Source organism: Novosphingobium pentaromativorans US6-1 (genome assembly GCF_000767465.1).
Classification (GTDB): domain Bacteria; phylum Pseudomonadota; class Alphaproteobacteria; order Sphingomonadales; family Sphingomonadaceae; genus Novosphingobium; species Novosphingobium pentaromativorans.
In genome coordinates this window covers 220177-241224 of record NZ_CP009293.1, presented here as the reverse complement: position 1 = coordinate 241224, position 21048 = coordinate 220177, and the positions used below count along the sequence as shown (strand labels likewise).

General features: G+C 60.9%; 20 protein-coding genes and 2 pseudogenes. 16 read left to right on the top strand and 6 right to left on the bottom strand.

Features of this window, described 5'->3' with window-relative positions:
• Positions 1-109: 109 nt before the first annotated feature.
• Positions 110-367, top strand: a complete 258-nt coding sequence (locus JI59_RS23025; protein WP_039858634.1) for a ribbon-helix-helix domain-containing protein — start codon at positions 110-112, stop codon at positions 365-367.
• A gap of 2 nt (positions 368-369) precedes the next feature.
• Entirely contained in the window at positions 370-684 is a 315-nt protein-coding gene (locus JI59_RS23020) for a type II toxin-antitoxin system RelE/ParE family toxin (protein ID WP_007015577.1), read from the top strand.
• Positions 685-930: 246 nt separating this feature from the next.
• Here JI59_RS23020 and JI59_RS25845 read toward each other — a convergent pair whose 3' ends face one another.
• The gene (locus JI59_RS25845; RefSeq protein WP_125962555.1) at positions 931-1659 is read right to left on the bottom strand and encodes a hypothetical protein; all 729 of its coding nucleotides are present in this window, start codon (positions 1657-1659) and stop codon (positions 931-933) included.
• Positions 1660-1912: 253 nt separating this feature from the next.
• Here JI59_RS25845 and JI59_RS23010 point away from each other — a divergent pair.
• The 11 genes and pseudogenes from JI59_RS23010 to JI59_RS22960 all read left to right on the top strand — a co-directional run.
• Positions 1913-2654, top strand: a pseudogene (locus tag JI59_RS23010) (SLC13 family permease); the annotation flags it as partial.
• Positions 2655-2834: 180 nt separating this feature from the next.
• Positions 2835-4340 carry an IS21 family transposase gene (gene istA / locus JI59_RS23005; RefSeq protein ID WP_007015580.1) on the top strand — a complete coding sequence of 502 codons (1506 nt, stop codon included), beginning with the start codon at positions 2835-2837 and terminating at the stop codon, positions 4338-4340.
• Complete coding sequence (locus tag JI59_RS28075) at positions 4337-5488, top strand: SLC13 family permease (RefSeq protein WP_007015581.1); 1152 nt, start codon at positions 4337-4339, stop codon at positions 5486-5488. Before istA ends, JI59_RS28075 begins: the two co-directional genes overlap by 4 nt.
• A 379-nt stretch (positions 5489-5867) precedes the next feature.
• Positions 5868-8801 (top strand): monovalent cation/H+ antiporter subunit A, encoded by a 2934-nt coding sequence (locus JI59_RS22995; protein WP_007015582.1) that lies wholly within the window; start codon positions 5868-5870, stop codon positions 8799-8801.
• Positions 8801-9142 carry a Na+/H+ antiporter subunit C gene (locus tag JI59_RS22990; RefSeq protein WP_007015583.1) on the top strand — a complete coding sequence of 114 codons (342 nt, stop codon included), beginning with the start codon at positions 8801-8803 and terminating at the stop codon, positions 9140-9142. Before JI59_RS22995 ends, JI59_RS22990 begins: the two co-directional genes overlap by 1 nt.
• Positions 9139-10761 (top strand): monovalent cation/H+ antiporter subunit D, encoded by a 1623-nt coding sequence (locus JI59_RS22985; protein ID WP_041565056.1) that lies wholly within the window; start codon positions 9139-9141, stop codon positions 10759-10761. The genes JI59_RS22990 and JI59_RS22985 overlap by 4 nt, the downstream gene beginning before the upstream one ends.
• Positions 10758-11240, top strand: coding sequence for a Na+/H+ antiporter subunit E (locus tag JI59_RS22980; protein ID WP_007015585.1), 483 nt, complete (start codon positions 10758-10760; stop codon positions 11238-11240). The genes JI59_RS22985 and JI59_RS22980 overlap by 4 nt, the downstream gene beginning before the upstream one ends.
• Positions 11237-11518 (top strand): K+/H+ antiporter subunit F, encoded by a 282-nt coding sequence (locus JI59_RS22975; RefSeq protein WP_007015586.1) that lies wholly within the window; start codon positions 11237-11239, stop codon positions 11516-11518. Before JI59_RS22980 ends, JI59_RS22975 begins: the two co-directional genes overlap by 4 nt.
• Positions 11515-11856 (top strand): monovalent cation/H(+) antiporter subunit G, encoded by a 342-nt coding sequence (gene mnhG / locus JI59_RS22970; RefSeq protein ID WP_039858646.1) that lies wholly within the window; start codon positions 11515-11517, stop codon positions 11854-11856. Before JI59_RS22975 ends, mnhG begins: the two co-directional genes overlap by 4 nt.
• A gap of 451 nt (positions 11857-12307) precedes the next feature.
• The gene (locus tag JI59_RS22965) at positions 12308-12892 is read left to right on the top strand and encodes a hypothetical protein (protein WP_239000638.1); all 585 of its coding nucleotides are present in this window, start codon (positions 12308-12310) and stop codon (positions 12890-12892) included.
• Positions 12889-13785: an abortive infection family protein gene (locus JI59_RS22960; protein WP_007015589.1), complete on the top strand. Its 897-nt coding sequence runs from the start codon at positions 12889-12891 to the stop codon at positions 13783-13785. The genes JI59_RS22965 and JI59_RS22960 overlap by 4 nt, the downstream gene beginning before the upstream one ends.
• Here the strand turns inward: JI59_RS22960 and JI59_RS22955 are convergent.
• Complete coding sequence (locus JI59_RS22955; protein WP_007015590.1) at positions 13782-14393, bottom strand: hypothetical protein; 612 nt, start codon at positions 14391-14393, stop codon at positions 13782-13784. The two genes, JI59_RS22960 and JI59_RS22955, sit on opposite strands and share 4 nt — an antisense overlap.
• A 588-nt stretch (positions 14394-14981) precedes the next feature.
• On the opposite strand from JI59_RS22955, the gene JI59_RS22945 reads away from it, so the two are divergent.
• The gene (locus tag JI59_RS22945) at positions 14982-16091 is read left to right on the top strand and encodes a DUF3800 domain-containing protein (RefSeq protein ID WP_007015591.1); all 1110 of its coding nucleotides are present in this window, start codon (positions 14982-14984) and stop codon (positions 16089-16091) included.
• A 72-nt stretch (positions 16092-16163) separates the two neighbouring features.
• The gene (locus JI59_RS22940; RefSeq protein ID WP_007015592.1) at positions 16164-16439 is read left to right on the top strand and encodes an HU family DNA-binding protein; all 276 of its coding nucleotides are present in this window, start codon (positions 16164-16166) and stop codon (positions 16437-16439) included.
• Positions 16440-16485: 46 nt separating this feature from the next.
• On the opposite strand, the gene JI59_RS22935 is transcribed toward JI59_RS22940, so the two are convergent.
• The 4 genes and pseudogenes from JI59_RS22935 to JI59_RS22920 all read right to left on the bottom strand — a co-directional run bounded on the left by JI59_RS22935 (position 16486) and on the right by JI59_RS22920 (position 20720).
• Positions 16486-17538, bottom strand: a complete 1053-nt coding sequence (locus JI59_RS22935; protein WP_039858651.1) for a DUF3800 domain-containing protein — start codon at positions 17536-17538, stop codon at positions 16486-16488.
• A gap of 59 nt (positions 17539-17597) precedes the next feature.
• Positions 17598-18545 (bottom strand): nucleotidyl transferase AbiEii/AbiGii toxin family protein, encoded by a 948-nt coding sequence (locus JI59_RS22930; protein WP_125962554.1) that lies wholly within the window; start codon positions 18543-18545, stop codon positions 17598-17600.
• Positions 18508-19053, bottom strand: a complete 546-nt coding sequence (locus JI59_RS22925; RefSeq protein ID WP_239000637.1) for a hypothetical protein — start codon at positions 19051-19053, stop codon at positions 18508-18510. Before JI59_RS22925 ends, JI59_RS22930 begins: the two co-directional genes overlap by 38 nt.
• 492 nt (positions 19054-19545) lie before the next feature.
• Positions 19546-20720: pseudogene (locus JI59_RS22920) on the bottom strand (AAA family ATPase).
• Positions 20721-20830: 110 nt separating this feature from the next.
• On the opposite strand from JI59_RS22920, the gene JI59_RS22915 reads away from it, so the two are divergent.
• Complete coding sequence (locus JI59_RS22915; RefSeq protein WP_007015599.1) at positions 20831-21046, top strand: hypothetical protein; 216 nt, start codon at positions 20831-20833, stop codon at positions 21044-21046.
• Positions 21047-21048: the final 2 nt, after the last annotated feature.

The window sequence follows — 21048 nt, the reverse complement described above, 5'->3', positions numbered from 1 at the left end:
AAGAATTTCTTGTAAGGGCAGGGGAGGTGGCCGCAAGCGCCGATCCTCGTCCCGGAGGTCTTGATACCGTCCACAATATTGAATAATATCTGCACAGGAGACTTCGACGATTAACAAACCCGTTACGCTTAATGTTCGGCTCAGCGGCGCGCTGAGCGATTTCGTTGCGGCCAATGTCGGCGCGGATGGCAGCTACGAAAATGTCAGCGGATATGTGTGCGATCTCATTCGCCGGGACAAGGAGCGCCTTGAAGCGGAACGGTTCGAACGTCTCAAGGCCGAGTTGACCCAGGCATTCGATGGGCCCGAAGCCAGCTTCACCGCGTTGGACGCGGATGCTGTGATCGCCCGCAACCGCCGCAACTGATCATGGCAGCTTATCGCGTTTCCGCGATCGCTGGGCAACGGCTCGACGAGATATTTGCCTATACCAGCGACAAATGGGGCGACGCCCAGGCTGAAAGCTATGTTCGCGGCCTGTTCGATTGCTTCGATCGGATCGCTCGGCGTGAAACCACATGGCGAGCGATCCCGACAGAGTTCGGTGTCGATGGCTTTTATGCGCGGCATGAACATCATTATGTCGACTGGCGGACCCTGTCAGACGGAACCGTGGGCATCGTCTCGGTGCTGCATGAGCGCATGCATCAGATGGATCGTTTCCGCGATGATATGGCGCCCTGAACGTGCTGCCCCGCAAGCACGTCAATCTGTCGTCGCCGCACCATTTCTGAACTGCCGTGACGAACCTCTGAGAGCTAATTCCTATGTCCGAGAATCCCATTTATCGGACATAGCTATCCCGATTTCTTGGGGCACTGCCTATCACCAAGCAATCCGTCGATGCGGCATGGACTGTTGGTTGAGCCTCCCAGTGATCGACCGCCACTTGCGATATGGTAAATCTCTGCGCGGGATCACGCAAATGGCTCAATCTCTTCGCTCAATATCTCCGATCGACCAGATCGCGACCACGTCTTCTGAGAGCGGGTTCTCGACCCGCAGTTCCTCTGGCGAGAGCGCAACCAGGCATATCGGCTTTTGCTCGACACCTGCTGGCTGAACACAGCGAACTGGCTGACCATCAGGCAATTTGCCGACGCGCCCGGTCAGCCACAGCACGAAGCCGCGTGCCGCATTCAGTTGATCTGGCTCCACCTGCTTCACGGCGTCGAAGGCGCGTGGGAACCGTTCCTTACCAGCGAGATCGGAAGGTCCGATCAGACCGATCGCAAGGGTCTGTCCGGGCAACGTTATGGGCTTCGCATCGGTCGCGACGGCTTGGCCGACATTTTGCGAGCAGACTTCCGATGAGGACCACGGCCACCGGACCCAGAGGCCTTCGATCTTGCGAGATGAGGCGACCGCATCGGCAAGGTTCCATTCCGATGCCTGCCATTCAGTCAACTGTACGTTGATACGCAGCGCCTTGACTGCAGCATCGTAGCGCCAACTTAAGAGGGGCTCCGCGCCCTTCGGCGCTGGACCGGTGCAGCCGAAAGGGATCGCCAGTTCGAAACGGCGTCCCGCAAGCTTGGCGACATCTTGCGGCAAGGGACGCTCGGATGCCAAGGCATCGGCCGCACGATCGCCGAGAGTGAGAATATCAGCGCGCCCCAATATGCGGGGCTGTTCAGGCGGACGCGGCGTAACGATCACGGCCGGTTGCTGCGGAGCCAGGGCAGGCGAACTAGGGCCAGGCGAACTCGATCGCCCGATAAAGTAGCCGGCCGTACCGATTGCCATAGTGGCGGCAAGCGTGCCGGCAATCACAAGGCGGCTGGTCCTGGGGCTTGGCTCATGCATCCAGCCATTGATAGGCAAAATGATGAGTTCTCTCCAGACCATAATCGACGCGGCTGGGTGAGCCCAATCATTGACACGTGCAAGCCATCGTTCGAGGCAGTTTGTGATGACGGTAGATCAAGTTCTCACCTTGTTGGTGTTAGCCGGGGTTGTCGTGATGATGATCTGGGATCGTCTGCGCGCCGATGTCGTGGCGCTGACTGGGGCTGCCATTCTCCTGATGACCGGGGTTGTCCGACCGTCAGAAGTCCAAGGGGCATTCGCCAGCCCGGCGATCATCGCTCTGGCCTCGCTATTTGTCATTGCATACGCGCTCGAGCTCTCCGGTCTTCTCGACCGGGCCATCAGCCTGGGGGTCTCCTTGTGCCAACGGATGGGGCCGAAGGGACTTTGGCTGCTGCTTTCGATGATCGGCGGGGTCTCCTGCTTTCTCAACAGCACACCTATCGTCGTGCTCGGCGCACCCGTCATCCGCGACGTTGCCAACGCCCTTCGGCAGTCGCCGAAACGGTATTTGATGCCGCTTTCTTACATCACCGTGCTTACTGGTTGCTGCACCCTGATCGTTACCTCGACCAATCTTCTTGTCGACGACATGGCGCGTATCGCTGGTCAGCCGCGATTTGGCATTTTCGAGATTACGCCTGTGGGGCTGCCGATGGCCATAGTCGGTGGACTCTACCTGTTTCTCATCAGCGGCCGCCTGCTTCAACATAAAGATCGCGAAGAAGACGTGTCACCGGTGGATATATCGCATATCGCCAGCGCCCAGGTCGGCGAAACGCCCGCTTAAGCTGCGCAAGGCCCTGACCGCACTGGGGGTGTTCGTCGGCGCAGTCTCCCTGGCTGTTGCGCGGCGATCTGGATGAGAAGGCGCGACAATCAAGATGAGAATCCGGTGTGTCGGGATCGGCGGAGGGCGTAGCCCGTAGCCGGTCCCGACACACCGGAGGCGCTCTTTGCGGGGTGCCTGTGATGGTCGTGGTGGCCGCTATGCATCGGGTTTTCCGGGGAGGAGGACCTGGCGTGTGGCCGGCCGACACATCAACGATCATCAAGTGAGACTTTTCATGACCAACAGACGTAATGACCCCGTCGCCCTGGCGGCGGCGAAGGCCGGGTTCAGTCCAGCGACGGGCTATCGGGTTCTGCAGGACACCCGGCTGCCATCACAGCGGCAAACACCGCGCAGTCGACGCCGGCCTGATCCCCTTGCCGGTATCTTCGATGAAGTTGTCGTGCCGATGTTGGAGGCTGCTCCGGGCCTTCGGCCCATAGCGATCTTCGAGGAACTGCGGCGCCGATATCCCGAGACGGAGTTCGGCTCCCGGCGAACCCTGGAGAGGCGCATTCGCGACTGGCGCGCCATGAACGGGCAAGACCGCGAAGTCATTTTCCGGCAAGTGCACGAGGCGGGGCGGCTCGGCCTGTCCGATTTTACGTGCATGGACGATCTGGCAGTTTCGATCGCCGGACAGTCGCTGGACCACCTGCTCTATCACTTCCGGCTGCCTTGCGGCGGCTTCGAGCACGGGCACATCATCCTGGGCGGCGAGAGTTTCGTTGCCTTGGCCGAAGGGCTGCAGAACGCGCTCTGGTCAGCAGGCGGCGCGCCGAAGCTTCATCGCACCGACAGCCTGTCAGCCGCCTTCCGCAATCTGGACGCCGATGCCAGGATCGATCTGACCAGGCGCTATGACGCGCTCTGCGCCCATTATGGAATGGAGCCCACGAGGAACAACCGCGGCATTGCCCATGAGAACGGCGCGATCGAAAGTGCCCATGGCCATATCAAGGCTGCCGTGAAGGATGCACTGCTGCTGCGCGGTAGCGGCGACTTCGTCGATCTTGCCGACTATCGCCGCTTCATCGACGAGGTCGTAAATGCGCGCAACCGGCGGCACGGCCCCGGGATCGATGCCGAACGCAAGTTCCTGCAGCCGCTGCCGGACGTGCGCACCACCGACTACGAGGAGATCCTCGTGACGGTCACGTCCTCGGGCGGCTTCACGCTACGCAAGGTGTTCTACACGGTCCCATCCCGCCTGATAGGGCATCGTCTGCGGGTCCGTCTGTATGATGACCGCCTCGACGTCTTCATCGGGGGCACGAGGCTCATGACCCTGCCGCGCGGCCGCGCGGGCATGAACGGGAAGCATGGCCACGTTATCGATTACCGCCACGTGATCCATTCCTTGCGCCGCAAGCCCATGGCGCTGCTGGGGCTGGTCTATCGCGACAGCCTGTTCCCGCGAGATGCCTATCGCCTGATGTTCGACCACTTGCTGGAAGTTCAGGGCGAGCGGGAGGCATGCCGCACCACCGTCGAACTTCTGGCCATGGCCCACGAACGCGCATGCGAGGCCGAGCTCGCCGGGCTCCTGACGGAGGACCTGGCCGCGCGCCGAATGCCGTGCCTGACAACATTGCGAGCCCGGTTTAGTCCGGACCCTGCCGATCTGCCCGAAGTCGTGGTCGAACTGGTGCCGCTCTCGATCTACGACGGACTGATCGAACAGGGAGAAGCCGCATGAGCGCCGCTCCCATGATCGATGCACAACGCCTCAGCCTCATGCTGGGCGAACTGCGCTTGCCCACCATCAAGCACATCTGGGGAGACTTCGCCGCCCAGGCGGACAAGGAGGGATGGCCTGCCAGCAGGTTCCTTGCCGCGCTCGCCGAGCACGAACTCGCCGAACGCGATCGCCGCCGGATCGAGCGTCACCTGGCAGAGGCTCATCTGCCCGCGGGCAAGACCCTGGCCTGCTTCGCCTTCGATGCCGTGCCGATGATCTCCAAGGCCCAGGTCATGGCCCTGTGCGCCGGCGATGGCTGGCTCGAGCAAGGCGCCAACCTCATCCTGTTCGGTCCGCCCGGCGGTGGCAAAACCCATCTTGCCGCGGCAATTGGCCTCGCTCTGGTGGAACGGGGCTGGAGGGTTCTGTTCACCCGAACTTCCGACCTCGTGCAACGCCTGCAGGTCGCACGGCGCGAACTCGCACTCGAATCCGCGATGACCAAGCTCGACAAATACCACCTGCTCATTCTCGACGACTTCGCCTACGTCTCGCGCGATCAGGCCGAGACGTCGGTGCTCTTCGAGCTGCGCATTGCCTCATCCAGTTTGTCGCGCTACACCCTGGCGGCGCTCAACGCTGCGCCCATTGCCGCGACGGCCCTCGCAGGCGCGGTGCTGCTTATCCTATTGCGTGTGATCACCGCGGACGAAGCTTATAGTGGCCTAAAGCCCCAGATCCTTGTTCTCATCGCGGGCATGGTGGTGATCGGTATCGCCATGGAGGAAAGCGGGCTCGCCGACGCCGCATCTGAGATGTTGATCGCCAGCGTCTACGGGCTGAGCCCGCTAATTGCGCTGATCGTGCTTTATCTCGTGACAATGGTCCTGACCGAGCTCCTGTCCAATGCCACCGTGGCTGTGTTGATCACACCGGTTGCGGTGGCACTCGCGGAAAGCCTCGCCGTCAGCCCGCGTCCGTTTCTGGTCGCCGTGATGATGGCGGCGAGTGCCGCCTTCGCCACCCCATTCGGCTACCAGACAAACGTCATCGTCTATCAGATGGGAGGTTATCGTTACATGGACTTCGTCCGCGTTGGCCTACCGCTCAACCTGATCACGTGCGTCGCGGCGATTCTCGCGATACAGCGTTTCTTTCCGTTCTGAGCCACAGTTGGAAACGATCCGGCTCTAGCGGTGCCTAGGCGGTTTTCGAAGGCGCCTGCAGCTCTTGGCAGTCCGTCTACGGTCTCAATTGGTGGCCGGCAGCACGCCGCCCAAGCCGAAGCCAATGTAACCGTCAAAGCAAGAGAACTGCGCCCCTTTTGATGCGCTGGTCGGCGGCCCCCCCACTGGCTCGTCAAACTAGTGCGCGAGTATCGCGGTGCGTGTGCCAGTCGGATTGGCACCCAAGGGCCGGCCGGTGCCCACTTTGCCGAAGAAAACAAAGATAGTTCGAGGCCTTGCCCCATCGGCCGGATTGCAACCATAAAGGCTGGAATGCTCATGAGGTTGCTTTGGGCCCACAAAGGACGTTTTCCATCGAATGGCTGATGCGCGACTCGCTCTCCTCATTCTCGCGCTCCCGTTTCTCGGTAGTCTGGTCGCTGCATTCCTGCCAGCGCGCGCAAGAAACTGGGCCTCGATCCTCGCCGGCGTGGTCACGCTGGGCGCCTTGGCGCTTCTGTTCGGCTTCTATCACGCCGTCTCCGACGGCATAACGGTTCGATACATCGAGCCCTGGCTCCCATCATTGGGGCTCGATTTCACATTCAGAATTACCGGATTTTCTTGGCTCTTTGCTCTTCTGATCCTTGGGATCGGTGCCCTCGTGGTACTCTATGCCCGTTATTACATGTCACCAAAGGATCCGGTGCCGCGCTTTTTCTCGTTCTTGCTGGCATTCATGGGGTCCATGCTCGGCATTGTACTGTCGGGCAATCTCCTCCAGATCGTGTTTTTTTGGGAGCTGACAAGCCTCTTTTCGTTTTTGCTGATCGGCTATTGGCATCATAATCAGAGTGCGCGCGATGGCGCGCGAATGGCGCTGATCACGACTGCCGCCGGCGGAGTGTGCCTGCTTATCGGCTTCCTGCTGCTTGGTCGGATCGTTGGCAGTTACGATCTCGACAAGGTACTGTTGGCCGGCGATCTGATCCGTACCCACGATCTCTACCTGCCCACACTGATCCTGGTTTTGATCGGCGCCTTCACCAAGAGCGCACAGTTTCCCTTCCATTTCTGGCTGCCGCACGCGATGTCGGCTCCCACCCCTGTGTCGGCCTATCTCCACTCGGCGACGATGGTGAAAGCCGGCATCTATGTGCTGATCCTACTCTGGCCAGTCCTTGCCGGAACCGGGACCTGGTATCTGATCGTCACGACCGCGGGACTGACGACTTTGCTCGTCGGCGCTTGGGCTGCGATCTTCCAGCACGATCTGAAAGGCCTCCTGGCTTATTCGACGATCAGCCATCTCGGGCTCATTACCCTGCTGCTGGGGCTTGGCAGTCAGCTCGCAGCCGTTGCTGCGATCTTCCACACCGTGAACCATGCAACTTTCAAAGCGTCGCTCTTCATGGCTGCAGGGATTATTGATCACGAGACGGGAACCCGCGACCTTCGGAAGCTGAGCGGGCTCGTCCATTACATGCCTGTAACCGCAACGCTGGCGATGGTAGCGGCCGCGGCCATGGCCGGGGTGCCTCTGCTCAATGGTTTTCTCTCGAAGGAGATGTTCCTGGCCGAGGCGCTCGAGGCGCACAGCGGCACATTCCTCGACTGGGCGTTGCCAATGCTCGCAACACTGGCAAGCATGTTCAGTGTCTTCTATTCCCTACGCTTCATCCATCAGGCCTTCTTCGGCCCTCCGCCTACCGAGCTTCCCCGCACGCCGCATGAGGCGCCCCACTGGATGCGTTTGCCGGTCGAGATTCTTGTGCTCTTGTGCATTCTCGTCGGAACGATCCCGGCCCTGACGATAGGTCCCTTCCTCGACATGGCGGTGCAATCTGTGCTGGGCAGCAGGACGCCCGCCTATAGCCTGGCCGTCTGGCACGGCTTCACTTTGCCTCTGCTCATGAGCACGATAGCGCTCGTCGGAGGAGTAACCTTCTACCGGCTCTTTGGTGGTCGCCTCAACACCATGACCAGTCCCCCCATCATTGGCCGGCTGAAGGGCAGACGAACGTTCGAGGTTGTGCTCGCAGCCCTCATCGATGGAGCGCGTGCTGCCTATCGACTGGTGAGTACAAGCCGACAACAGGTCCAGTTGCGCCTTCTGGTCGTCACCGCGATCGCAGCAGGCGGCCTGCCCCTTCTTTCGCTTGGTTATAGCTTCGGCACGCTCGGCCCCACCCTACTCGATCCGGTCTTCGCCGTGCTCTGGCTGCTGGGCAGCGCGGCGGCGATCGGCGCGGCCATTCAAGCCAAATTCCACCGCCTCGCCGCGCTCGCCATGGTAGGGGTCGCCGGTCTTTCGACCTGCATCAGCTTTATCTGGTTGTCAGCTCCTGATCTTGGCCTCACCCAACTGCTTGTGGAGATCGTGACGCTGGTCTTGCTGTTGCTGGGATTGCGGTGGCTGCCTCAGCGGTTCCCAGAGTTCTGGCGTGACGATCAGGTCCCTTTCAAGGTGCGCGTCCGCCGCAGCGGCGACCTAGTACTGGCCGTGATGGGCGGCGTCGGCGTGGCGGCAATCGCTTACGCGATCATGACTCGCCCTGCACCGAGCGGTATTTCGGACTTCTTCATGCAGCGGGCTTATCCGAGCGGTGGCGGGACCAATGTTGTCAATGTGATTTTGGTCGATTTTCGAAGCTTCGATACGCTGGGCGAGATAACGGTGCTGGCCATCGTAGCGTTGACGGTGTTCACGCTCTTGCGGCGGTTCCGCCCTGCCGCCGAGAGCATCGAATTACCCGACCAGCAGAAGGTGCAGAATGCCTTCGATGACGCCCATGACGACAATGCGTTTGGGGATACCGCCGAACACTATTTGCTTGTGCCGCGAGTCATTATGGAATGGCTATTTCCGTTCATATTGACCTGCGCGCTCTACCTCCTGGCCCGTGGCCACAATCTTCCTGGTGGCGGCTTCGCGGGCGGGGTTACGGCATCGATTGCAATCATCCTGCTCTACATGGCCAACGGAACTCGATCGGTTGAGGCAAGGCTTCATGTGCAACCGGTTCGCTGGATCGCTGCCGGACTTTTGTGCGCAGCTGCGACCGGCGCGGCCGCTTGGTTATTCGGCTACCCTTACCTGACGACGCACTCCAGCTATCTCGATCTGCCAATCATCGGCGAGATCCCCATCGCCAGTGCTCTGCTGTTCGACATCGGGGTCTTCGCTGTGGTGGTGGGTACGACCGTTCTGATCCTTATCGCGCTCGCGCACCAATCCATCCGCACGCCAGCGGCACGCCGATCGGCGACAAGCTCTCCGGTTGACAGCGACAGCCAGGAGAGGTCCGCCTGATGGAGGTCGTGCTCGCACTTGCCATTGGCTTCCTGACGGCCTCCGGGCTCTGGCTCCTCTTCCGGCCCCGCACCTTCCAGGTCGTGCTGGGCCTCTCGCTCCTCTCCTACGCGGTTAACCTGTTTATCGTCGCAGCCGGTCGGTTGCGTATGGACGCACCGCCGATCGTCGGCAAGGAGGTCGCCGACCCCGCGCTCTACGCGGACCCTGTCCCCCAGGCTCTCGTTCTGACGGCGATTGTCATCTCCTTTGCGACGACGGCGCTTCTCCTGGTTGTCCTGCTCGCCTCACGAGGCCTGACCGGAACAGACCATGTAGACGGCGAGGAGGACGATCAATGACAGGCTGGATGCAGCATTTCATCATCGCCCCGATCGTCTTGCCAATGGCGGTCAGCGCCGTCATGCTTGCATTCAACGAGCGGCGGCGGGCGTTGAAGCGGGTGCTCAGTCTGACCACCATGGCCGGGCTGGTCGTCATTGCAGCCTTGCTTCTGTGGCAGGCCGACGGTCGCCTCGCTATCGGTGACACCGGTCCTGCAGGAGCCTATCTTCTCGGCAACTGGCCTGCTCCCTTCGGAATAGTGCTGGTCGCGGATCGGCTTGCAGCCCTGATGTTGCTCGTCACGAGCGTACTCGGGTTCACTGCGTTATTCTATGCCTTGGCGCGCTGGGACCGCTCGGGGCCGAGGTTTCACGTGCTGTTCTTGCTACTGGTGGCCGGAGTGAACGGTGCCTTCCTCACCGGCGATATCTTCAACCTCTTCGTTTTCTTCGAGGTTCTGCTGGCGGCCTCCTATGGTCTCATCCTGCATGGCTCGGGCGCGGAACGGACGAAGGCGAGCCTTCATTACATCACTATCAACATCGCAACATCGCTACTCTTCCTGATCGGGGTGGCAATAATCTACGCTGTGACTGGTACACTCAACATGGCTGATCTCGCGTCGCGGATCCCGATGGTGCCGGCCAGTGATCTGATGCTGCTGGAAGCCGGTGCCGCGATCCTTGGCGTCGCGTTTCTCGTCAAGTCGGGTATTTGGCCCCTCAGTTTCTGGCTGCCGCGCACCTATGCCGCGGCGGCACCGCCAGTCGCGGCCATCTTCGCAATCATGACCAAGGTCGGCATCTATATCGTCCTGCGCCTGACTTCGCTGATGTTTGACGACACATCGGGCGACGCAGCGGGGTTCGCCGACCAATGGTTGATCTGGGCAGGTTTCGCGACAATGCTATTCGGCACGCTGGGTATCCTTGCGACCCGCTCACTTACACACGTCGCAGGTCATTACGTGCTGGTCTCTTCGGGGACGCTGCTGGCGGCTATCGGCCTGGGTGGCCAGGCTTTGACCGCAGCACTGCTGTTCTACCTCGTGAGTTCGACCCTCGCGGTGGGCGCGCTTTACTTGATCATCGAGCCCGTTGAACGCAACGCGGACGAGGAAGACATCATCGCGGGTATCGCCGAACCGGTGTTCGACGACGAATATACCGGCGCGGTGGTGGGGGAAGAAACCGAAATCGGCGTGGTCATTCCTGGCACTATCGCGATCCTGGGCGGCGGATTCATCTTCTGCACGCTCCTCCTTGCCGGACTGCCGCCCCTGTCGGGCTTCATCGCGAAATTCGCGATCATCGATGCCCTGTTCGATGACGTCATCATCGAACCTGCCGCATGGATCCTCATCGCTCTCATCATCCTTTCCGGCCTGGCCACGCTAATAGCCATGACCCGGGCCGGCATCGATCTGCTGTGGACACCCGGAGAGGATTCTCCGGCTCGACTGAGTGTGATCGAAGTCGCGCCCATCGGTGTCCTGCTCGCCGCTTGCCTGGCGTTGATGGTGGGAGCCGGGCCCCTGTATCGCTACATGGAGGCCACCGCTGCAGCACTCGCCGACCGCTCAAGCTATATCGATATCGTCCGCTCCGCCCCGCGCGCCGGCGAGGACCCATCGTGAAGCGCCTGTTACCATTTCCCCTGCTTGCAACCGCGATCTTCGGCATGTGGGTGCTGCTGACCGGATTCTCGCTTGGTCATATTCTGCTCGGAGCGGTGATCGCGATCCTGCTCTCGCGCGTCATGCTGCCCCTCGCGCCCGCACGGCCGCGTATCCGGTTTGGCAAGGCCCTGATGAAGCTCACCGCCATCGTTTTTGCGGACATTGTGAGGTCGAATATCGCCGTAGCCCGTATCGTCCTTTTTCGACCGTCCGAACGGAAGTCCGGCTTCATCCGTCTGCCGATCGAGCTAGATAACCCTTATGCGCTGGCCACACTTGCGATCATCATCACCGCGACACCGGGCACCTTGTGGCTGCAGCACGAAGCCCACAACAAGATCGTGTTGATCCACGTCCTCGATCTGGTGGACGAAGCGCAATGGATCGAGCTCATCAAGAACCGCTACGAGACGCTTCTGACGGAGATATTCGGTTGAACACGTTGATCCTGGCTCTGGCCATTACCGCGGCGCAGATCATCCTCGGCCTCGCCATGGGCTGCGCAGCTTTTCGAGTGATGCGCGGGCCGCGAGCGCAGGACAGGGTTCTGGGACTCGATGCGCTCTACCTCGCAGGGATGCTCCTGCTTCTCACCTATGGCATACAGACCGGCCGAACGCTGTTTTTCGAAGGGGCCCTTGTCATTGCACTTCTGGGTTTCGCAGGAACGGTGGCTTTCGCCAAGTTTCTCATGCGCGGAGAAGTAATCGAATGATCCAAGCGCCCGAACTTCCGCTCTGGGCCGCGCTCATAGTCGGGATATTCGTGCTTTTAGGTGCGCTGATTACCTTGGTGGGCACCTTGGGCTTGATCAGGCTGAGCAGCTTTTACGAGCGAGTTCACGCCCCCACTTTAGGTCCTACGCTGGGCACGCTTTGCATTCTGGTCGCCTCGATCACCTGCTTTTCAGTGCTGCAATCCCGGCCTGTGGTGCATGAAATCCTGATCGGCATATTCGTGACGTTGACGACGCCGGTTACCCTCATGCTCTTAGCGCGAGCCGCATTGTATCGGGACCGCAGGGCAGGCGAGACCGATGTTCCGAAAGAATAGCGTCCCGCTCCTCCGTGTGCTCACGAGCGGTTTGGCCGATACGACGATAGAAGGGGCATCATCTCACGAAACGAGCGGCGCCGTTGCATCGACCGATTCTGTAATGCGCACGCTCTTGAGTATCGGGCTTCCTTACCCCGCGCTACCCGCCCGGTTCTGGATCCAATATATATTGGATTGATCTGGGCTTAGGTTGCACTTGCCTTTCGGGCCGATTCGCTCCACGTTTTGGCACAAAAAAAGGCCCACCTTACGGCGGGCCTTCGATATCCTTAAGCAATGAGGGGGGGCGTAAGCCCGCGTTCTCAATGCCAGCCTTCTCTATATAGGGTTGTTGACGGGATCGTCAATAGCCTCCGACAGGACGCCTACATTGCCCTTTTCCCAGGACGAGATACACGAACTGCCAATCGTCATCTCTGCACCCCGCTTTGCAACCTATCTGCAAGCAATGGGCAACGATCGGGAGCAGGCGCTCGCACTCTACGAATGGAATCTCGACCTTTCCGCGGCCCTGATCGTACCGCTTCAGGTATGCGAGGTCGCGGTCCGGAATGGCGTTGCGGAAGCGATCGAGCGCGTCCACGGCGCAAATTGGCCCTGGAATAACGGCTTCATCCGAAGCCTGCCTCGCCCCAAAGGCCGGTTCCGCTACAACCCCGCAATCGACCTGCAAACCTGCGCAGCCAGCCTGCCTACGACGGGCAAAGTCATCGCCGAACTCAAATTCGCGTTCTGGGAAACCCTCTTCACCGCAGGGCAGGACAGTCGCATATGGAACGCGCATTTCCGCGCTTGCTTTCCAGGTGCGCCGCCGGCTCAAACCATCGCGCAGTGCCGTGCGACAGCACATGCGGATCTGCGTATCATCCGGCTGCTGCGCAACCGGATCGCGCATCATGAGCCAGTGTTCACGCGGAACATCGACGACGATTATCAGCGGATACATGACATGATCGCCTGGCGAAGCCAGATCGCCGCCGCCTGGATGGATGGAAAGCAATCGGTCCTTGCTCTCCTGGCAACCAAGCCATGAGCGGCAAATTCTCTACCTTCGTCATCAAGGCACTGGTCGACACGATCACCGGCGGCGCGGGCAACGACAATAGCCCGGCAATCGGCATTTATCGCTCGGGCCCGAAGATCGAACAATTCTTCCTCGATTGCGGCCTCGACATGCGTATTGGGTCGAGTTCGCGCGTGCCGGCGACGACGGATTTCCTGCGCCAGACCTCCAATCACCATGACGGCCAAGGCGACATCTACATCACCCGGATCATCGAGAAAGTCTGCGATCCGCGCGAATATCTGACCGAGCCCGACAAGGCGAACGCGGTTCGCGAGCATCTCAACAAGGCGCTCGCCGCGGATAAGCTGGCGGTGGTGATCGTCGGCGGCAAGGCGGTGCTGACCAGACGCCAGAGCTCCGGGACGATCGTCGAGCCTTTCATCCAGAAGGTGGCGACACTCGACTTCGACACGGTGCAGATGGAGATCGCGCGCGCCCTCCCCAACCTTCAGGACGACCCGGAAGATGCGGTGACGGCCGCCTGTTCGCTCATCGAGGCGGTCTGCCGCTCCATCCTCATCGAGCTCGGACTGCCCCTGCCGGCCCGCAAGGACATCGATGGCCTCATCCGCGCCGTTCAGGAGCCGTTGAACTTGTCGCCGGGCCGCACCGATCTACCCGCTGAAATAGAGGGCGACATCCGCCAGATTCTGAGCGGCCTGACGTCGGTCGCGAAAGGCATCGGTGCGTTGCGAACGCATGGTGGTGACGCCCATGGGCGTGAAAAGGGCTTCAGGCGGATCGATCCACGCATCGCTCGCCTCGCGATCAACGCCGCCAGTTCGCTGGCGTTGTTCCTGATCGAGACCTGGGAGCGCCAGGAGAAGCGCGCGCTCCCACAGCACGGGCAGGACATCTAACCCGCGGCGCGCGCTGCCGCTGCCCGGCGCTGCCCGTGCGGCCCGCGGACATAGGGTTGCCGCCGATTTTCACTGGTGGCCATGCTCGGGTGAAGCGCGGCCCGGACCGCATCCGTCACGGTGTACACCGCATGACGCTGGGCACCCCGGTTTTCGTGATCCACGAAGAAGCCCTGATAGTGGCGCGTGATGAGCCCTGCCCTCACCAACTCCGATACCGCTCGACTGATCGCCGTCATGCCGGTTTCGCGGATGCGCTCGTTGACTTCCGCCTCGACCAGGCGATCGGCCTCGGCCGCGTCGCCCGGCAGATTTCCTTTGCCAACTAGCGCGGCCCGCACCTTATCCGCGGTCGCGCGGCGCTGATGATGGCGCGCCCCGCTTGGCGCGATTGTTGCGGCCAGCCATTCGCGGATCGGCACGAGTGCCTCGCCTTCCCGAACGAGCGGCCCCGCCTGTCCGTTTGCCCGGGCAACCCGCGCAATGAGGTCAAGCACCATGAAGGTATAGCGCGGCCGCGCGGAATGCTCCGCGATGGTGCGAACGACGTCGGGCATGCCCGTCTTCCGCTGAGGGGCCGCCGCCGTGAAGAGGTCCTGCTGGATCATGGAACGAATCAAGCACAAAGTTGGACTCTTGTGAATCCCCCAAATGCTCATGGAAACGCCGATCGGCGCTTTTGCCATCCGTGTCACTTCACCCGAGCCCATTATCTTCTTGTCGTCACGCCATGCTAGACCTGCTGCATGAGCACTAATGAATCAAATCTCGACATTGTCGGGGAGCAATCTCAGCCGGACGGCAGCTCATTCGGCCGAGGAGGAACGATCGCGTCCCGCCGATCCCACTACAGGCTTGGCAACCGTCTGCTGTCGGAGCTTCCTCGCGCGAGTTGCGGGCGGCGCCTTGCTGGGCTGGATCATCGACAGCTTCGCCGGGAGGTTCCCGGGGGCCTGCTTATCCTGATGGCCATCGGCATTGTCGTGGCCTTCATGAACATCATACGCATCTTGAACCGCAAGCGACGATCGCAATGTTTGCCATCTACGTCACTTTACCCGGCGCGAGGTAAAGTGACACAGTTGGCACTAGAGCCCGCCAAGCCATCGGGATTGTTCAGCTCCGTTGGCGCCGGGTTCTGGGCCTCAGGAGTACGAACCGCTGAGATGCGCGGATAGGGCCAAGCAGACTGAGATATGGATATCGACAACCTCCGCCGCACCGATGTCCGGCTCCACGGGCTGCATCGCGCCGATATACCCTACACGCTCTACTATGACGAGACGAACAACATCCGCCGTTTGCATGTCACGGCCGATGGCCTGAATGTCGATAAGCCGGGATGCTTCGTTCTCGCCGGCATCGCTCATCAGGGTGCCTGCAGGCCGATCGACATCGCCCCTCTGCGCATCGCTCTCAAACTGCAGCCGACTACCAAGGAGATGAAGCTCGCACACATCGGCAAGGGCGATTTCCTCGACCTGCTGGGCTTCCGGCGTCTAGGCATCCTTCTCGACTGGATCGCTGAAAACGACCTATTCCTCCACTACCAGTGCCTGGACATGATCTACTGGTCGCTGGTCGACATTGTCGACGCCGCGCTTATGGCGGCCGAGCGTGAAGAGCTACTGCTGGTTGCGCCGGCTCTCAAGGACATGCTCAACATCGCGCTTCGCCGGGACATTGAGGCAACCACCGATCTCTTCCGCTTCTTCAACTATCCAGCGCTCGATCCGCGCGATGGTCCGCAATTCTACCATGTTCTGCTGCAGATGGTTCGAGAGGAAGCAGACCAGCTCCATCCCCTCTATGGGGGTCTCCTTGCCCAGGTGCTCGAGGACGCCATTCAGCGCGAGAGCTTCCCATTCATCGAAGGCAGCGATGAGGATCGGCATATCCTCATCGAGGGTTTCGACATCTTCTTCCGGCACAGGATCGCACTGCTGCGCAACTCGACGCATGTGCTCGACCTCGAGGAGGTCGTCCGCCGCCAGTTCATGGCCGATCCCCTGATGCGGGACCGCGTGCCGGTCGACAGTTTCCGGTTCGTGGACTCGCAGGAGGAGCCGTTGATCCAGGTCTGCGATGTCGTCGCCGGACTTCTGGGCAAATTCTTCTCCTATGTGGTCGGCACCGACTTGGATACCGTTCGTGCCGATCACGCGGCGCTCAGCGAACCGCAGCGCGACAACCTAGCGAAGCTGGCGCGTCTCATCGATCAGGCCGCGGAAGAGAATGAGGCATTCGCCCATCGTGTCATGAGCCTGTCGGACACTTATAAGGCCGACATTTTCATGCAGATCTAGCACGCCGATGGCGCGGGCCGGTTCAGGCGGTTATGCAGTGAGCGATTTCCACTGCCATGAAGGACCGTTCGAATGAATAATAGTGAGCTCGCCGAGACCCTCGCCAGCCAGACGGGCACGACCAAGGCGGATGCCCGCAAGGCGGTCGACCTTGTCTTCGCGGCGATCGCGGAGGCTGCCGCCAAGGGCGAGGAAGTGAGCCTCAACGGGTTCGGGAAGTTCAAGGTGAAGGACGCGCCCGCGCGCGAAGGCCGCAACCCGGCCAATGGCGAAACCATCCAGATCGCTGCTTCCCGGAAGCTCACCTTCACCGTGGCGAAGGCGGTCAAGGACAAGCTCAACGGCTAATTCGCGGCCGGCGCCTCGCTCCGATGGAGTCGAGGCGCCCCCTTCCCTACGACATCGAACCGAAGTTCGCGGCATAATAGTCGATGAACTCCGAGGCCTGGGTGCCCGAACGGAAACGATGCTGTTCTTCGAAGTCGATCGAGGGCAGCAGATGAATGAACTGGTCCTCGGCATAGAGCGAGAGGACTGCAAGCGGATCGGGTCCGCCCTTGCGCAGACCCGCCCGCATATTTCCCGCCTCGATGGCCGCCCCGATCAGGATGTCTGCGATCTGCACCGCCGGGCTGGTCTTCGAGTCCACCTGGGTCACTTCCGCCAGCTTCAGCGGAAACTTCATCCGTGCAATCTCGGACTGGCGAAACTCGATCTCATCCTCGTGCTCGATCAGCTTCTGGATCAGCCCGTGATAGGTGAGCAGGTTCTTCGACTGATCGTGTTCCATGCGGTAGGGCCCATCGGTCATCTCTTCCATCCGGGTGATCAGCGCCTGCAAGACCACCATCGCAGCATCCGTACTGACGCCAGGGGTCGCGATCGCCGCAAGGCACGCCCTCGACCCTGTTGCGAGCGGCCCGAGCACTTCGTCGAGCGCCTGCCAGTTCATCGCGCGCGCCGCGGCGACAAGGGCTTTCAAGCCGGTCGGGCTCTTTTCCTTCATGGCTCGCTGGAAAGCTGCCATCAGGCGCCTGTAGGAGCCGGCACCGAACAAGGTCGGCCCGACGCTATGGAGAAGCGAGGCCATCGCATAGTTGCGGCCATCGGCATAAAGGTCGAGATTCCGCTCGTAGTAGAAAGGCTCGACCGCATAATCGACGAACATGAGGGCGAGCAGAAAACGCTTGTCGCACACGTAGGTCGTGCATTTGTGCGCGCTCAGCGCATCGCGCATGAGCCCGATCAGACGCGGATGGTTTGCCGGGCGGCGTGCGAGCGCGCGATATTTGAGCTCGGCCGCCTGAAGGGTCGGAAAATGATCACGGATCAGTCGAGCAGCGTCATCGTCGCTGATGGCAATCGCGCTCGCGCCCTGGAGGCGCTGGTCGGCATTCAGCAGGTCGAAACCCGTATAGCCGCTCTCGTCGATCCTAAAGCAGTCCATGAGGACCATCTTCGGATCGGGATGTCTCCCGTCAAGATGTCGAGACGGATAATCGCCAGTCAGTCGGTCAGCAGACCACACAATCGGCCGATGGCCGCGACCGCCGCCTCGTAGTCGGGGACCTGCGCCTCGCCGGCGAAGGCCATTCCGCCAACGAAGCGCGCATATTCCTCGGCGTAGACCGGATCGTCCGCGAGCCTGGCGCGCATGGCGGCAAGCCGGGCCACTGGACCGAGCTCCGCGACGCCGCCCTGCCCGCGTGCGCTGTCTTCCACCAGCACGGTCCGCAGCAACTCGGCAAAATCGTCATAGCCCATAGCCAGCGGCTCGAGCGCGGCCAGGTCGTGCAAGTGGCGGACGATTGCTGGATCATCATTGGGATGCGTCCGATCGCGCAGTAGCATCCGCCAGGAGAATGCGCTCAGCTTGTCCGCCGCTGTTTCGACCGGGTCCACGCAAGCGATTGCTGGCACCTCGGGACCGGACCTCGACGCCTGCCCCACAAAGGACGACAGCGCGCGCTGCTGGACCGGGAGCCTGGGAGGCTTCGCTGAGATCTGCGCAAGAATATGGGGACGAAGGGAATTATGCGGTGCGAGCATGCTGGGGTAGTTCATCTCCAGCTCGATGAACCGATACTCATCGCGCGAAATGCATGACGTGACCGTGAAGCCGAGATCATGCCAGCCAGCGACCACGCTCTCGCGAAAGGTTTTCAGCGCGTTTTTCCGCTGGTTACGGGACAGGTCGAGGAAACCCTCTGCGAGGCTGAGCTTGAAGTCGATGTCCTCGGAGAATCTGCGGATGAGGTCATAACCCTTGAGCAGCGATGTGCCGCCAGAGAAGACCAGCACGAAATTGTCGGTCGCCATTTCACTCAGGCGCCCGATCGCCTGGATGACGTACCAGTCCTTTTCGACAAAGGCTTCATCGACCGCCAGCGCACCCGCGACCCGGCCTAGCCGGTCTTCATCGGGTGCGTTCGAGAATGACATAATTGCCGTCATATCCGATCCGGCGGCGAACCCGATCCTTGACCGTAACGATGCGGCCCGTCGGCACCTGCGTCGAGCGGCCGCCGTTATAGGCCTGCTCGAAGCTTGACGAGGATACCTTCTTGCCGAGCCGGCCCAATGCCTCCGTAGCGAGGCGCTTGATGCCAACGACCGGTGCCGGCTTGCCCGTGAACGGCGAAGGTTCCGCCTTCGCATAGAGTCCGTACCCGATCTGGACGAGTTTGCCGTCCCTGGCCTTTTGCCGAAGGGCCCTGCCCACCGCATCATAGCTTCCGAGGTCAGCGAAATCGCCGCGCAGGAAGACGTTGCGCTTTGAGCGGCGCACCTTCTTCTCGATCGCATCCGCGATCGTGCCCAGCGACGAACCACCCGCAGGTCCGCTCGCCTTGCGATATCGCCCACGTCCGACCCGCACGACCTGTTTGTCCGCGACCAGTTGACGCAGAGCCCTGCCAACGGAATCATAGTCGGCATCGAGCGCGAAATCCGCGCGGCTCAATGTCTCGCCCCCTTCCAGGCGCTTTACAATCTGCGTTACAATCGGCTGCATTGCGATAACCAAAATACGACCTTTACGGCATAGCATATACGGTTCTCTCCTCGATACTGCAAGGGTCGCCGACAAGGGCTGCAATCCTGAACGGGATGAAGCGCGGAACGGAAGGTGATGGCCGAGCAAGACAGGAACTGCCAGGAGGTTGGGCAGATCCTCGCCGTCCTGGATATCGAGCCTGTCCTTCCTCTGTGGCTCTGGGCTGGAGATAGGTATGGGGGAAGAAGGGCTTAGCCCAACCAAACCAGCCACTGCGGGAGGGCGCGAGTCTACAGATTCTGCGCCGTCAGCCCAAGAGCCTCGAGATGCGGGTTCGTCGCCACGGTGCAGGGCTCCCATGCATCGAGCAATGATTTCAATTTATCGGCGCGAACTACCTTCATGGCATATCCGTCTGATCCAATGCGCCAGCACCTGGAACAAGCTAAAGCGCATCAATTATCCTTCAGACATCACGCGGCGCATGAACGCGTCGAACAAAGGTACGGTGAATGCCGTGTCTCCATGCGCTGGGCTGTAGAGCATACCTTTCGCGATAAGGCTGTTTCGCGTCGGCGCCACGCTCGACACCTTCACGCTTAGCGCTTCTGCGATGTCACCCGATCGGTGGGGCCCAGCGCCAAGCTCGGCCATTGCGCGCAGATATCGCTTCTCCGCCGGTGTCAGACGATCGAACCGCACACGAAAGAAGCTGGCGTCCAGTTCGGCAAGAGCGCTGCGCGTTGCAGCCGCGACATCGTCACCAGTAATCGGGGAGGCTATGGCAGCATCCCAACTATGCTTTCCCCATTCCTGCAGGAAGTAAGGATAGCCTTGGGTCTGCTGGAGAATTGCATCCAGAGCCGCATCATTGACGGTTTCTTCTTCCCGCTTGATTGGAAGCCGAATGGCATCGCGGGCGGCCGCATCATCGAGTGGGCCCACGGCGGCAAACTCGAAAAGCCGTTCCGCATAGGACTTGGCCCGGCCCAGCTGCCCGACAAGTTGCGGCAGGCCGGCGGCGATCATTGTGACGGAAGCTGCTTCTGACTGGCGCGATGGAGGGCACTGATCAAAGCGGCCAATTGCTCTTCCGGGACATATTGGAGTTCGTCGATCACGAGTACGACGGCCGATCCCTTCTCTCGCGCCGCCTCACCGATCGCCACCATCAGATCGGCGAGATCGGCTTCCAGGTCGCCGCTGTCGGCTAGGCCTGGCTCAACGTCGAAATCGAGCCCGACTTCGAGATCATCATATTTGACTTTGAGCTTCGCGAATCCCGCCAGCGCCCGAAGCGCCCGCCTGACGCCCTCCGAAGCCTGCTTCATGCGATCAAGCCTCAGCAGCGTGGCCCGAAGGGCGGGCACCAGAATGCCAGGAAGGGACCGGTTTTCCGGTGCCTCGATCGCGACGATCGCCATGCCCTCCCCTTCCGCAGCGTCCCGCATCGCCGTCAGCAGAACGGTCTTGCCCACGCCGCGCAGGCCGTAGAGAACGCTGGGGCGCGCGGCGCGGCCCATGCGGATCCGGTCTAGGGCAACCGCATTGCGTTCGAGCAGTGCGTCTCGACCGGCGAGCTCGGGAGGACGCGTGCCGGCACCGGGCGCGAAGGGGTTGCGGCGTGGATCCATAGCGAGGTTATGGCAGTTTATCGTTTTTCTGTAAACTTGCTAATCTCTCTATAACTTCTCTCCTTGGGTTGAGATTGACGTACAAAAAGGCTATTCTTCGTGTCCAGGAGATGATCATGCGTTTCCAGAAATTCGACCTCCATACCTACAATCAGACAAAGGATCTTCCTGGAGGACCTGTTTATGCGGTAGTGGAAGAGGAACTCGCTGACATCGAAATGATTACCGATGATGAAGGCAATCCGACGCGAGGCGGCTTGATCGGCTATGCGCTCGCCTATGCTTTGATGGCTGGCTTTGTCGGGATGATGTTTTATATCCTCTAATG